At 68.1% G+C, this 14,115-nt stretch carries 12 protein-coding genes; 5 read left to right on the top strand and 7 right to left on the bottom strand.

Annotated features, from left to right (window positions below; translation table 11 throughout):
* Positions 1-38: 38 nt before the first annotated feature.
* Entirely contained in the window at positions 39-413 is a 375-nt protein-coding gene (locus JOF55_RS15365; protein WP_310274838.1) for a WhiB family transcriptional regulator, read from the bottom strand.
* A gap of 558 nt (positions 414-971) precedes the next feature.
* Positions 972-3,068: an ATP-dependent DNA helicase UvrD2 gene (locus JOF55_RS15360; RefSeq protein WP_310274836.1), complete on the bottom strand. Its 2,097-nt coding sequence runs from the start codon at positions 3,066-3,068 to the stop codon at positions 972-974.
* A gap of 195 nt (positions 3,069-3,263) precedes the next feature.
* Between JOF55_RS15360 and JOF55_RS15355 the strand changes: the two genes are divergently transcribed.
* The 4 genes from JOF55_RS15355 to JOF55_RS15340 all read left to right on the top strand — a co-directional run bounded on the left by JOF55_RS15355 (position 3,264) and on the right by JOF55_RS15340 (position 6,327).
* On the top strand, positions 3,264-4,019 hold the full coding sequence (locus JOF55_RS15355; protein WP_310274834.1) for an alpha/beta fold hydrolase: 756 nt from the start codon (positions 3,264-3,266) through the stop codon (positions 4,017-4,019).
* Positions 4,020-4,131: 112 nt separating this feature from the next.
* Positions 4,132-4,344 (top strand): sulfurtransferase TusA family protein, encoded by a 213-nt coding sequence (locus JOF55_RS15350; protein ID WP_310274832.1) that lies wholly within the window; start codon positions 4,132-4,134, stop codon positions 4,342-4,344.
* 1 nt (position 4,345) lies between these two features.
* Complete coding sequence (locus JOF55_RS15345) at positions 4,346-4,708, top strand: DsrE family protein (RefSeq protein WP_310274830.1); 363 nt, start codon at positions 4,346-4,348, stop codon at positions 4,706-4,708.
* A 14-nt stretch (positions 4,709-4,722) separates the two neighbouring features.
* Positions 4,723-6,327: a sulfurtransferase TusA family protein gene (locus JOF55_RS15340; protein ID WP_310274828.1), complete on the top strand. Its 1,605-nt coding sequence runs from the start codon at positions 4,723-4,725 to the stop codon at positions 6,325-6,327.
* A 50-nt stretch (positions 6,328-6,377) separates the two neighbouring features.
* On the opposite strand, the gene nudC is transcribed toward JOF55_RS15340, so the two are convergent.
* From nudC to JOF55_RS15320, 4 genes are all read right to left on the bottom strand, one after another.
* Positions 6,378-7,331: an NAD(+) diphosphatase gene (gene nudC / locus JOF55_RS15335; protein WP_310274827.1), complete on the bottom strand. Its 954-nt coding sequence runs from the start codon at positions 7,329-7,331 to the stop codon at positions 6,378-6,380.
* Between the two features lie 50 nt (positions 7,332-7,381).
* Positions 7,382-8,749, bottom strand: coding sequence for a M16 family metallopeptidase (locus tag JOF55_RS15330; protein WP_310274826.1), 1,368 nt, complete (start codon positions 8,747-8,749; stop codon positions 7,382-7,384).
* Complete coding sequence (locus JOF55_RS15325) at positions 8,746-10,074, bottom strand: M16 family metallopeptidase (protein ID WP_310274824.1); 1,329 nt, start codon at positions 10,072-10,074, stop codon at positions 8,746-8,748. The genes JOF55_RS15330 and JOF55_RS15325 overlap by 4 nt, the downstream gene beginning before the upstream one ends.
* Before the next feature lie 328 nt (positions 10,075-10,402).
* The gene (locus JOF55_RS15320; RefSeq protein WP_310274822.1) at positions 10,403-12,112 is read right to left on the bottom strand and encodes a DUF2207 family protein; all 1,710 of its coding nucleotides are present in this window, start codon (positions 12,110-12,112) and stop codon (positions 10,403-10,405) included.
* Between the two features lie 408 nt (positions 12,113-12,520).
* Between JOF55_RS15320 and JOF55_RS15315 the strand changes: the two genes are divergently transcribed.
* Positions 12,521-13,540, top strand: coding sequence for a neutral zinc metallopeptidase (locus JOF55_RS15315; protein ID WP_310274821.1), 1,020 nt, complete (start codon positions 12,521-12,523; stop codon positions 13,538-13,540).
* Between the two features lie 67 nt (positions 13,541-13,607).
* Here JOF55_RS15315 and JOF55_RS15310 read toward each other — a convergent pair whose 3' ends face one another.
* Complete coding sequence (locus tag JOF55_RS15310; protein WP_374727515.1) at positions 13,608-14,060, bottom strand: hypothetical protein; 453 nt, start codon at positions 14,058-14,060, stop codon at positions 13,608-13,610.
* Between the last annotated feature and the right edge of the window lie 55 nt (positions 14,061-14,115).

Genomic DNA, 14,115 nt, shown 5'->3' with positions numbered 1-14,115 from the left:
ATTCGCTTCGACAGTCGGGAGGTTGTGTGGGAGGGATTTCATGCCGCCTGCTCCTGTTCGCCTCGCGCGGTACGCGCATCGGTTGCCCTCGCGGAAGTGGACTTGCGCGGACGCCCCCGCGGGCGTTTGCGTGCGACCACGGCTCCCCGATCGAGGATCTCGCCACCCCACACTCCCCAGGGCTCGCCCCGGGAGAGCGCTCCGGCCAGGCATTCCTGCTTGACGGGGCAATCGGTACACAGATTCTTCGCCTTTTCGAGTTCTCCGGGACTCTCGGCGAACCAGAGATCCGGGTCACGGCGACAGGGCAGGACGGGTTCCTCCGACGGTGTGGAATCGAGCAGCGCGGCGACCGCCGCACCACACTCCTCGGTTCCGTCTTCTGTGGATACCGGGACGCTCGGGGCCGACATCAGTGGATTCCTCCTGGCGTTGTTCGAGTCGGTCGTCGTTCGAGTCGGTCTTTGGTGCTTTTCTGTCCCCATAGGACTTCTCCGGTGACACGAGTGGATCGGGTGCGAGGTGTCCACAAAAGAAGGCCGCGGACCCGAGATGCGGGTCCGCGGCCTTCGTGAGCGGAAAATACTCCTGGATCCAGTGGATCAGGGACTTCGCTCCCGGGCGGACCGGCAAGGATCATTGGTCATCTCGAACCATGCGCGTGCACCACCACGTGGGCGCACGAAGGCACGGCAACGGGGGGCTTCGCTGTTGCGAACGCTCCATAGCACGGTGGCTCCGGACATGAGAGGACCAAAAGTGCCGAACAACGAAATGCCGGACATCGTGGCCACCTCCTTTCCGTGCTCCGCGCCGGGCGCGTCAATACCGCGATCCGGCTCGAAGATTATTGGCACACAGCCACCACGCGCAACCGATTTTTCGCAGCAGCACGTCGAACGAGTGAAAAAATCGCTTCGCCGCAGGTCAGGGGTATCGACGCGAATCGAAAGAAGCGGCTCGGAGAGCGGTCAGGGACCCCGCTGGCTGCCCTGCACCAGGGCGAGAACGTCGGATCCGAAGCGCTCCAGTTTCGTGGCACCGATGCCGGAGATCGTGACCAGCGCGGACTCGTCGGCCGGACGCTGTTCGGCGATCGCCAGCAGGGTCGCATCGGTGAACACCACATAGGCGGGCACCTTGAGCTGCCTGGCCCGTTCGCTGCGCCAGGACCGCAACTGCGACAGCAGGTCCTCGTCCGCATCGGAGGGACAGCTCGAGCACCGCCCGAGCTTGATGTCCATGGTGCTCGCCAGCGGTGTCGCGCAGATACGGCACCGTGGTTTGACGGTCTGCTTGGGCTTCGACTCCCGTGCGCGCGGCGTGGTCGTGCCCGGAAGCGCGGCCGGATGCCCATCGGGAACCAGACCGTGGACGAATCGACTGCGCTTGCGGTGGCGCCGTCCTCCGCTCGCCCGGGACAGCGCCCAGGACAGGTGCAGATGCTCACGCGCGCGGGTGACTCCGACGTAGAGCAGGCGTCGCTCCTCCTCGATCGCCGCGTCGTCTCCGTCGGCGTGCTGGATCGGCAGCGTGCCCTCGACGAGCCCGACCAGGAACACCGCGTCCCATTCCAAGCCCTTGGCCGCGTGCAGCGACGCCAGTGTCACGCCTTCCACCGTCGGTGGATGCTGTGCCTCGGCACGCATCTCCAATTCCGTGACATAGCGCGCGAAGTCCGGCTGCTGCACCGTCTCGGCCAGTTCCGCTGCCAGCTCGACCAGTGCGTTCAACGACTCCCACCGCTCACGGGCGGATCCCCCCGCCGGCGGCTCGGTGGTGAGACCGACCTCGGACAGTACGGCACGCACCAGTGTCGGCAGGTCATCACCGGATGCGGAATCGTCCCGCGCCGCCGCGTTCCGCAGCGCGGTCATCGCCTGCCGCACCTCGGCACGCGCGAAAAAGCGCTCACCGCCCCGCACCTGGTACGGGATGTCGGCGTCCGAGAGGGCCTTTTCGTAAACCTCGGACTGGGCATTGACGCGGAACAGCACGGCGATCTCCGACAGGGCGGTGCCCTGCTGAACCAGAGCGGCGATCCTGCGGACCACCGCCTCGGCCTCGGCCGATTCGTCATCGTGCTCGGCGAACTGCGGATCCGGCCCGTCGGCGCGCTGACCTGTCAGCCGCAGCCGGGTTCCGGCCGGTCGGGAGCGTGCGGCATCGATCACCGCGTTGGCCAGGGAGACGACCTGCGGTGTGGAACGGTAATCGCGTTCCAGCCGCACCACGGTGGCCTCCGGAAAACGGCGTGAGAATCCGATCAACCACGTGGGTGCCGCCCCTGCGAAGGAGTAGATCGTCTGGTTCGCGTCACCGACGACGGTCAGATCGTCCCGACCGCCCAACCAGGCATCGAGCACACGCTGCTGCAGCGGGTTGACGTCCTGGTACTCGTCGACGACGAAGGAGCGATAGCGGGCGCGGAACTCCTCGGCGACCTCGGCGTGCTCCTCCAGAACCGCCGCCGTGTGCAGCAACAGGTCGTCGAAGTCGAGAACCTGAGCATGGTTCTTGAGCTTCTCGTAAGTCGTGAACGCCCTGCCGATCTGCTCCGGGGCCACCGGCGCCGAGCGTCCCGCCCGTGCCGCGGCCGCCGGGTACTGATCGGGGCCGATCAGGGATGCCTTCGACCACTCGATCTCGGCGGCGAGGTCGCGCACGGACTCCTTCTCGGTGGACAGGCCCAACCGGTTCGCGGCCTGCATGACGATCCGGAACTTGTTGTCCGTCAACGGCCACATCTGCCCCTCGAGGACTCGCGGCCAGAAGTAGCGCAACTGCCGGAATGCCGCCGCGTGAAAGGTCTGCGCCTGCACACCGGGAGCTCCCAGCGCGCGCAGGCGCGTGCGCATCTCGCCTGCCGCGCGAGCGGTGAACGTCACCGCCAGTACCTGCTGGGGGACGACCAAGCCACGCTCCACGAGGTGGGCGATGCGGTGGGTGATCGTACGGGTCTTGCCGGTACCCGCGCCCGCCAGCACGCACACCGGTCCGCGTGGGGCGGTGACCGCGGTCCGCTGCTCCGGGTCCAACCCTTTCAGCAGTCGCGGTTGTTCGGCCATGCCCGGCATCTTCGCAGAACCCGAAGACCGGACCGGCCCACACCCCGCCGTACCCATCCGCATGTCGGCACCTGCCCCCCCTTGACCAGGATCGTGAGCCAAAGCACAGTATTGATCGTCGCCCGGAGCACATACCGCTTGTCCGGCACCGCCTACGCGGCCACTGCGCACGCAGTGCCCGATCGAGGAGACGAGATGCAACTGCCCCACGACCTGATCGGTTCCGGCCCGCACAAGGTGATGGTCCTGCACGGTTGGCTCGGTGACCGCACGAGTTTCGGCCCGATCCTGCCGTACCTGGACACCGACACGTTCAGCTACGCGTTCGTCGATTACCGGGGATACGGAGAGGCCCGGGACACCACCGGGAACTACACGGTCGCCGAAGCGGCGCAGGATGTCCTGGACACCGCGGACGCACTCGGCTGGGACCGGTTCTCGCTCATCGGTCATTCGATGGGCGGCATGGTGGCCCAGCACGTCCTGATCGCTGCCGAGCAGCGCCTCGAGGCACTCATCGGTATCTCGCCGGTGCCCGCCTCCGGGGTGCCGTTCGACGAGCAGAGCCGGCAGTTGTTCACCGGGGCGGCCGAGGCGCCGGAGCAGCGTCGAGCCATCCTCGACCTCACCACCGGAAATCGCCTGCCCGCGGCCTGGCTGGACGCGATGGTGCACCGCTCGACCGGACGCACCGACAAGACCGCCTTCCGCAGCTACCTCGACTCCTGGTCACAGACGGACATTCACGAGTGGGTCAAGGGCCGGACCACACCGGTGCTCGTTCTGGCAGGCGCCCACGATCCCGCGCTGTCGCCCGAGGTCATGAAGGACACCTGGCTCGAGTGGTATCCCCGGGCCGAGCTGGAGATCTTCACCGACGCCGGGCACTACGCCCCCGACGAGGTCCCGCTGGCGCTGGTCTCCCACTGCGAAGGGTTCCTCCGGCGATGACGGCGGACGGTGCCAGCACGGCCACCGATACGGAGATCGCAGGGCAGCGGAGATGACCGACCTTGCGTGTCGTACTGGATGCTGTATGCATTCGAGCGCTAGATTCGGTGTCATGCGGTGGGATGCGGGACGGATGGGGTGCGGGGAGCTCATCGTCGGCTTGAAACAGCGACTGGCCACGCTCCCGCCCGGGTCGTCGTTGGAACTGCTCGCCGAGGACCCGGGAGTCTCCGAGGACCTGCCCGCCTGGTGCCGACTGACCGGACACCGGCTGGTGGAGGCACACCCACCGCGCTACGTCATCGAGCCTCGAAAGGAAGCGTGACATGGCCGGGAAGTTCTGCGTGTCGCTGACCCACGCCCGCGACGACACGGACAAGGCCACGGTGGCCTTCGTCATCGCCAACGCCGCTGTCGGCTCCGACCAGGAGACGGTGGTGTTCCTGTCGACGGAGGGCGTGAACCTGGCGGTCGAGGGAGCCGCCGACGACATTCACGAGGAGGGCTTCGCACCGCTCAAGGAACTGATGGACAACTTCGTCGGTGCCGGCGGCACCATCCTGGTCTGCTCACCCTGCTTCAACAAGCGCGCCCTCGACGAGAACGCGCTCGTCAAGGGCGCGAAGATCGTCGGCGGGGCCAAGCTGGTGGAGTTCCTCGCCGACGGCACTCCCAGCGTCTCCTACTGATCGGCCGACTCGTCATGGCCGACGCGCGACACCCCTACCCGCCCGATGTCAGCTTCGACGGCGGTGACCTCGACTGCGGTAACGGGCTGCTCCTGCTGATCCGGCAGCACATCGACCCGCTGCGTTCCGGTCAACTACTGGAGATCCGCTCGCAGCACGCGTCGGTCGAGGAGGACCTGCCCTCCTGGTGCAGGTTGACCGGCAACGAGCTGGTCAGCCTGCACCACGACGGCGGACAACGCAGCTTCCTGGTGAGCAAGGGGGAATTCGTTCCGCCTGCGGAGAACAGCAGGGCCGTCCCCGTCGGCGATACTCCCGTACCCGTGGCCGCCACCGGCGACGGAAAGGCGGGCAAGGGCCGCAAGCGGCACAAGCCACGAATGGCCGTCACACAGCCGGTCGTGTCCCCCACGCTCCCCGAGCGGCTGCCCGAACCCGCCGCCGCACCGGCGATCGAGCCGCTGTCGGTCATGGGCGTCGGCAGCTGGCCACGGCCGAAATGGTTGCTGCGGGCACTGCACGAACATCTCCAGGGCCGGATCGACGACACCGAGTTCACCGAGTACGCCGACGATGCCGTCCGGCTCGCCGTCCAACACCAGGTGACTGCCGGGGTCGACGTGGTCACCGACGGGGAACAGCGGCGGGACAACTACTCCAGCTTCGTCGGCGGGCTGCTGGAGAACTGCCAACTGATCCCGATCACCGACCTGCTGCCCTATGTCGACGACCCGCAGCAGTTCGAACGCGAGCTGCATGCCCTCGACGTTCCCGCCGGTGAGGTGCGCCATCCGGCCGTGTTCGGCCCACTGGGCCGGGGACGTTCACTGGCCACGCACGAGGCGGAGTTCGTCCGGACGCTGACCGACACACCGGTCAAGGTCAGCCTGCCGGGCCCGTACCTGTTGACCCGCACCATGTGGATGGAGTGCGTCTCCGACCGCGCCTACGACGGCCGCGCGGAACTGGCCCGCGACATCGTGCGCATCCTGCGCGAGGAGGCCCACCACCTGCTCGCGGCAGGTGTCTCACTCGTCCAGTTCGACGAGCCGGTACTCACCGAGGTGGTGCACGGCCACGTCGGGCAGGGCGGGCGCACGTTCATGTGCGGCGCGCTCGGCGAACGGCAGGAAACCGGCACGGAACTGGCCTTCGCCAGGGACTTGCTGCAGGAGGTCGTCGCGGACCTGCCACCGGAGCGGCTGGCCCTGCACGTCTGCCGGGGCAACTGGACCGGGGACGAGACGAAAGCACTCGCAGGCGACTACCGGCCGCTGCTGGGACTGCTCGGTGACGTGCCGGTCGGGACAGCGGTGCTGGAACTGTGCACGTCCCGGGCCGGAGAGGTCGAGACCCTCGCCGACCTGCCCGCCGATCGCCGGATCGGGGTGGGCCTGATCAACCAGAAAAACCCGCGGGTCGAGAGCGTCGAAGAAGTCGAGCAGCGGGCACAGCGGGCGATCAACGTGTTCGGCACCGAACGGGTCCTGTTCAACACCGACTGCGGCTTCGCCACTTTCGCCGACAACCCGATCGTCACCGCCGACGCCGCAGCGGCGAAGTTGTCCGTGCTCACCCGAGTACGCGACACCCTGAGACGTGCCCGGGGAGAGGGTTGAAGCTTTCCCCAACTTCAACCCCACCGCGGCCAACCGGACACGCCTTGGGCTCACTCGGTTGGCCAGGTGGCCCAGCCGCGCAGCATCCGATATGCGATGGAGATCCCCGGCGGTAACCGCAAGCCCTGCACCGGACCGTCGGCGTCCAGAGCCGCGCGAACATGATCACGACGGACCCACCGGGCATCGTCGATCTCTCCGGCAGCCGGGCGCAGGGGCTCCGAAGGGTCGGCGATGGCCGCGAAACCGACCATCAGCGATCGCGGGAACGGCCACGGCTGGCTACCCAGATAACGGACATCGCTCGCGCCGACACCGACCTCTTCGAACACCTCACGGCGGACGCAGGCCTCCAGGGATTCTCCGACCTCGACGAATCCGGCCAGCACCGAGTACCGCTCGGCGGGCCAGCCGGTCTGGCGCGCCAGCAACACATGGTCGGTGCCGTCGTGGACCAGGCAGATCATCGACGGATCGGTGCGCGGATACTCCTCGTGATCGCAACCGGTGCATCGCCGTGCCCACCCGGCCCGTATCCGGGTGGTCGATGCTCCACACACTGCGCAGTAGCGCGCACGATCGTGCCAAGCCAGCAGGCCGACCGCGGTGGTGAGCAGCCCCGCTTCGGTGTCACCGAGCAAACCACCCGCCGTGCGCAGATCCCGCCAGCCTTCCTGCCGCCCATCGCGTTCGGTACGCAGCGCCCAGTACACCACCCGATCCTGGACACCGAGCAGGATCGCTCCCGGCACGGGGCGATCGCCGAACTCGGTCGCCGAGTGGTACACGAGCCGGTCATCACCGGTCACCTCGGCACGTCCCCGGGCATCCACCAGCAGGACCCGGCCGTGGGACCACCACGTGGTGTCCCCCTCCGAGGCGTCGCGCACTATCTCGGTCCGGTCGACCGTGGCCCGGGACAGCAGCGGGTCGGTGTCCAACTGGAATTGCGTGAACGCCGCTGCCGCACCGTCCGCGGAACCTGCCTGTGCCTGCGAAGTCATGGTCTGCCCACTCGAGGATGTCCTGTCCGAGAACCCGCCGTCCCGCCGGGTCACGCCACTGTCACGCCACCGAGCGCCCGCAACGGGCCACTCAGTTTCTCCGCGTCTCCCACGATCACGCCGGTGAACGCGGTCGGTGCCCAGAACCACGCCGCCTCGGCGACTTCCTCGGCGGTGACGGCCCGGAGCCGGTCGGGGTGCGCGGTCAGCCACTCCTGCCCCAGGCCGGAGGTGGCGAGTGTGGCGAGCATGGAGGCCAGCCCGGACTGCGAGGAGGTCGACGTGAGCAGACCGCCGATCGCGTACTGCCGTGCGGATTCCACTTCGGACTCGGTCGGCGGGACCAGACCGAGCCTGCCGAGTTCGTAGCGGGTTTCCAGCAGTGCCGCTGCCGTGACCTCACTGGCGGTGTCCGCGTCGACCAGAATGCTGCCGTTACCGGGAGTGAACTCGAACGCCGAGTGCGCGCCGTACGTGTAGCCCTTGTCCTCGCGGATGTTTTCCACCAGTCGAGAGGAGAAGTAGCCGCCGAAGGCGAGGTTGGCGATCTGCAGCGCAGGGTAGCGCGGGTCGGTCCGGGTCAGTCCCTGAGCGGACAGCCGCAACTGCGACTGCACGGCCCCGTCCCGATGCACCAGGCGAACATCACCACCCTGCACCGTGGGCAGGGCGGGCATTTCGTACGCCGAGGCTTCCGAACGCCAGCCCGACAGGCTGCGTGCGATCTCGTCGACGGCCCGTTCGGGGTCGATGTCACCGACCAGGACCAGAGTCGCACCCCGCGGAACCACGGCCTGCCGGTGCAGTGCACGCACCTCTTCGGCGGTGACCCGGCCGACGTCGCCTGCCTCGGGGACCTCGCGGGCGAAGGGGTGATCACCGTAACGGTGCTTCTGCAATTCCTCCCGCGCGATCATGCGCGGTTGCGAACGCGCGACCGCGATGCGCTCGACCAGCCGGTCACGTTCGCCCGCGAGTTCGTCGTCGGCATAAACCGCACCGGTCAGCGCATCACCCAGCACGTCCAGCAAGGTGCTCATCCCGTCGGCCAGCGCGTCCCCGCCGATGCTGAGCCGTTCGGGATCCACCGTGGCGTGCAGATCGCCACCGACGGCCGCCAGGTCGGTGTCCATCTGCACACGGCTGCGCCGCTGCGTGCCGGTGAGCAGGGTTTCCGCAAGCACCTCGGCGCGCGCCGGGTGCATCCGGTCCTGGCCGGCGAACGGAATCCGCATGCGCAGCTCCACCATCGGTACCGCACCATGCCGCGCCACGATCACCCGCAGCCCGTTGTCCAACACCGTGTCCATAGTGGCCGGTTCGTGTCCGCTGCGCGGCTCGGCCAGTGACGGCAACGGCCGCGGGCCGAACTCGGTGCGGCCGATCTCCTCGGCACTTCGATGTGTTGCCCGGGTCATACCGCACCTCCGTCGGAGTTCTCCTCGCTTGCGGGTTCGATCTCCAGCACCGCCCGCGCGTCGGGGCGCAGCGCCTTCGCGGCCGCGGCCACGTCCTGCGCGGTGATCTCCTGCACCCGACCCGGCAGCTCGGAGATCAACTCGGCACGCCCGTGGATGAGCTCGGCACTGCCCAGGTCGAGAGTGCGCGAGGTCAACCGGTCGTGCTCCCGGTACAGGCCCGCGGACCAGCGCGCGGTCACCCGCGCGAGCTCGTCGGCGCTCGGGCCGTCGGCGGCGATGCGCTCGAGTTCCTCGTCGATGGCACCCACCACGCGGTCGGAACCGACCTCGGGCGTGTGAATGGCGGTGACCGTGAAGGTGTCGGGATCACGCGCATCCAGGGGTGCGCCCATCAGACCCGCCCCGGCGTGGACATCGACGACCAGGGAGTCCTGGTACACCATCCGCTGCTGCAGGCGCGAGGCGTCACCATCGGACAGCACGGCCGCGAGCACCACATTGGCCAGGTAGGTGTCGAGCTCGCTCACCGGATCCGGCAGGCGGTACCCCAGTGCGATGGCGGGCAACGGCGCATGCGGATCGGTGTGCTGATCCCGCAGCTCCCGGGAGGGGAACGGCTCGGCGAACGACGGCCGCGCCGTGACCGGGCGTGCGGGCACGTCGCCGAAGTGCTTCTGCACGAGCTCGATGGCGTGATCGACGTCGATGTCCCCGGCGATGGTCAGTACGGCATTGCCGGGTGCGTAGAAGGTGTCGAAGAACGCGGCGCAGTCATCGACGGTGGCCTGTTCGAGATCGGTGAAGTCGCCGTAGCCGTTGTGGGCGTTGGCGAAGGTCGAGTACAGCACCGGAGGCAACAGGATCCACGGAAACCCGCCGTAGGGGCGGTTGAGGACGTTGAGCCGGATCTCCTCCTTGACCACGTCCACCTGATTGCGCAGGTTCTCTTCGGTGATCTTCGGTGCGCGCATCCGGTCCGCTTCGAGGAACAGGGCGCGTTCCAGCGCATTCGACGGCAGCACCTGGAAGTAGTCGGTGTAGTCCTGGTGCGTCGAACCGTTGAAGATACCGCCGGAGCCCTGCACGTGCCGGAAGTGCTCGAGCTTCTCCAGACTCTCGCTGCCCTGGAACATCAAATGCTCGAACAGGTGCGCGAAGCCGGTGCGCCCTTCGGGCTCGGAGCGGAAACCGACGTCGTAGTGCACGCTGACCCCGACCACCGGAGGTCCGCCCTGCGCGGACGATCCCCGTTCGGAGTCCGGGGCGAGCACCACGCGCAGCCCATTGGCCAGGGTGACGCGATGCAGTTGTGGTTCGACCATGCCTTCAGCGTACGTGGGGACGGTCACGCAGCACGGAGCGCCCTGACTCGCGTGTCGGACACGCCGGGTGGCGACCGGCTCGGGCGGCTCATGAACGCGTACGGACCTCCACGCGGCATCCGGCGCGAAGCACCGTCCCCGCTCACCGAATAGCCGCAGGCCGTCTTGGAGGCTTCGGCAGCGGGGCGTTGGATCAGGGAGCGGTGGCCAGGTGGATGCCTCGCAAGACGGAGGAAGGAGGCGTGGCGGAGCCACGTTGACTCCACGACAACGCCGCGAGGCGCCGCCTGGGCACCGCGAGCCCGACAGTTCCTACTGCCGGAGCCTCTTACTGCACCGTACGCAGGCGGCTCGCCCGGGCGAGCACTTCATCCATCGCGGACACCAGCATCGGGAAGTGCGTGCGGAAACGACGCAGGTCCGGCACGATGTGCCCGGCCTGCTCGACGAGCTCGCCGTACCAGTACAGCCCCGGAGTACCGTCCGCACCCGGATCGAGCTCGGCGAACTCGGACAGCCAGCGCTCGGTCTCGCCCAGCACCACCGCGTAGGGCAGCGAGCGCGAGAACACCATCTCCCGATCCGACTCCGGGACCGAATCCACCGATACGTTCCGCAGGTAATCGCCGAGCCCGCGCATCTGCGCCACCAGCGCGCTCCCCCGCTTGGCGCGGGCGGGCATCAGACGAGCACCGGCGGTCAGGGCGATCCCGCCGAGCACGACACCGATACCCAGCAGTGCCAGGGCGGTCGTCAGCGCCAGCACGACCGTGAGTGCCACACCGGCCACCGCGAGGCCGACTCCGGCCCACCAGAACAGGTTGCGTTCCGCGTCCGGCCGCCGCGAGAACCAGTTCTTGTCGACCACATCGGTGTACAACTCATCACGCACCCTGCCGAGGTCCGGTACCTCGCCGGACCTCAGGTCGGACAGCAGCACCTGCCGGAGCGCCTGCGGACCGTGCTCGGTGCCGAGCAGCAGCTCGTACACGACTCGCTCGTACGGTCGCAGGGAGTCGTCGGGCGGGTTGAGCCGGACAATGCGCCAGTCCTTGGCCTGCATCTCGCCGGGCAGTTCCTCGATCCACAGGTAGTTGCGCACGGCGAGGTCGACGACCGTGGCGGTCACGTCCACCACGTCGACGTGCTCGTCGATGACGGTGCCCACCTGTCCGGGCAGCACACCGTCCGGAGAGGCGAACGTGACGCCGCCATCGGCATCGGCCAACAGCACCTCGACCGGTCCGACGTCACCGGACAGCACACGCGCATCGCGTCCCCGCGTGTACCAGAGCAGCCCGAAGCCGCCGATCAGCAACAGCCCGAGACCGGCCAGTCCCGCTCCACTGGCCGGGGTCAGCGCGAACGCCCGCGCCATGCTGAAGGTCTGCTCGAACCGAGCATTCGAGACCACGGTTTCCGGCGGCAACGCGACGGACACGGTCATGCGCTGTCCGGCTCCGAGGTCGAAATGCGTGGCCCGCACGGCGCGGGTATGCGCGATCTGGAACTGGTCGCACGCATCGCCGTTTCCGACCGGCCCGACCCGGCACTCGATCGACTGCGCCGGCCGCGGTGCGATGAAGGAAACCTCGACCTTAGCCACCGAAACATCCCAACCGCTCGCAACCGACCAGCGGACTTCCTGCCTGCCCGCGTCCTCGGCGACGGCACCACCCACGGAGTACGTCACTGTGGACATTCCCGGACGCAGTGTGGTGGTGAACGTCGCACCGTCGGCGCGAGCACTCCCATGCCCGTCCACATGCGCGTTTCCGACCGTGAAGACCCGTTCGACGCCGTCGTCGACGGGCCTGCGCAGCGGCACGGAGCGATGCACGGTCGTGCCTTCGGGGACCGTCACCTCCTCGGTCACCGAGAGCCTGCCATCGCGCTCCAGTTTCAGGTCGACGTCGAGAACCACTTTCTCCCGCTGTGCGGCCGGTTCCTCCTGCGCCGAGGCCACTGTGGGCAGAGCTCCCACAAACATCACGAGCAAAGCCGCGGTGACAGTAACCAGGTCCCGTTTTCTCAACACGGACCACACGGTATCCAACGGCGATTAAAGTTCGTTCCACAATCGACGGAACCGGTAAGGGGAATTTCTCGGATGACAGGCCCGCGAGCGCCGCAGCCGCCCAGGCCGCCACAGCAGCAGCCGCACGGAGGTCACCCGCCCACCCGTCCGGTGGCTCCGCCCCCGGCTGCTCGGCCACTGGATCAGCCGGGGAGTCCACTCGCACCGCCGCCGTCCCGGCCGCCCCGGCCGGTACCACCACCCCCGCCCGGCACGATCCCGCAGCAGGGGCGGGCTCCACTCCCTCCACCACAGGCCACGGCATCACCGGGGACGCCGCCGCCCACTCCTGTCCCGCCCCGCTCGGGCCCGCCGCGACCGCCTGTGGGCAAGCAGTGGGAGGCGGGCAGACCTGGTTACGCCCCCGGAATGCCACCACCCGCGCGTTCCAACGGCCCCAAACGCTCCAACAGCGCAGCCATCGTCGCTGCCGTCCTCACCGGAGCCTTCCTGCTCGTCCTCGGAACGACCGGAATGGTCGCCCTCACCTCCGCCAACCGGAGCAGTGCCTCGGATTACGCCTACAGCACCGGTGACTACAGCACCGGAGCACCCGATGGCAGCGACACGACCGAGACATTCGCCAATGACGACCACGGCAGCACGAGCGACCGGAACTCCACCAATGACGAGTACACCACCACGACGGCCGTCCCCAGTGGACCACAACCGGTGTACGAGACGGCGAGCAATCCGGTAGCCACCGTGGCGATGGCAGTCCCCGACGTACCGTGCGACCTGCCCGCGTGGGAAAGCACACCCCGAGGCGCACAACGCTATTTCAAGGCGGCGCTGCCCTGCCTCGACCAAGCGTGGCGCCCCGTGATGCGGCAAGCGGACCTGCCCTTCGCCCCGCCCAATCTGGCCTTTCCCAGTGGCGGTAGCTGGAGCAGCCCGTGCGGGTCGGTCAGCAGGAGCCAGAACGTCGCAGCGTTCTACTGCAGCAGCAACACCACGATCTACATGCCGTTCAGGGGGCTGCAAACGGACCAACTGGGCAACCGACCCGCCATCTACCTCGGAGTGTTCGCCCACGAGTACGGCCACCACATCCAGAACATCAGTGGCATCGCTCGGGCCTGGCAGCAGAAAGCCTACGACAGCGGGGGCTACGACACACCGCGCGCGCTGGCACTGAGCCGCCGTTCCGAACTGCAAGCACAGTGTTTCTCCGGGCAGTATCTCGCCAGCGCAGAACGCACGGACTCGATCACCACGGAGGCCGCCTGGAACTCGATCAGAAATCACTACGAGCGGGGAGACCGGCCGGGCAAGCCCCGGGACCACGGTACCCCCGAGCACTACGGCGGCTGGATGGAAACGGGATACTCGCGCAACAACACCGCCCAGTGCAACACGTGGGCCGCACCCGCCTCCGACGTGAGCTGATCGGGCTGTCGAGAGGTGCGGCATGCGTCATCCGTGAAAACACCCCGGACTTCGCCCGGATGGGCGTTCAAGAACGATCGAGGGACTCCGCTCGCATCCAGCGCAGCAGAAGCGCGTAACCGCTGCCCGCAACCCCGGCGAGAGTGAGCAGTACCCAGCTCAATCGCTCACGCAGGCTGCTCACCTCCGCGCCGCCTGCCTCCGCCGGGGCGGCGGGCCGAGCCACGAAAGGTCGGTCCACGACGCCACCGCTCGCCGCCACGGGAACCCGTACCGACAGCCGTTGTCCCGGTCGGTGACCGCACCCGTCATATCGAACCCGCATCCGCTGTCCGCCGATGCGCACTTCGACCAGGTCACCCTTCGTGGACGCGGCACACGAGGCGGATTCGAGCACCGTCGCCGTGGCAGGGCGCAACTCGGCGGCGGCACCACCATCGCCGAGCACGCTCGGCAGGGGCCACCAGGACACGGCAACCGCGCCCATCCCGACCATCCCCAGAACCAGCAGAATCAACATCACGGATGCCGAGCCTCGTCGTCGCCCCACTCCCGGATACTCCCAGAACACGACC

This window comes from Haloactinomyces albus (genome assembly GCF_031458135.1).
GTDB classification, from domain to species: domain Bacteria; phylum Actinomycetota; class Actinomycetes; order Mycobacteriales; family Pseudonocardiaceae; genus Haloactinomyces; species Haloactinomyces albus.
Note: the sequence above shows the minus strand (reverse complement) of the source record. Positions and strands in the feature narration are given on the sequence as shown.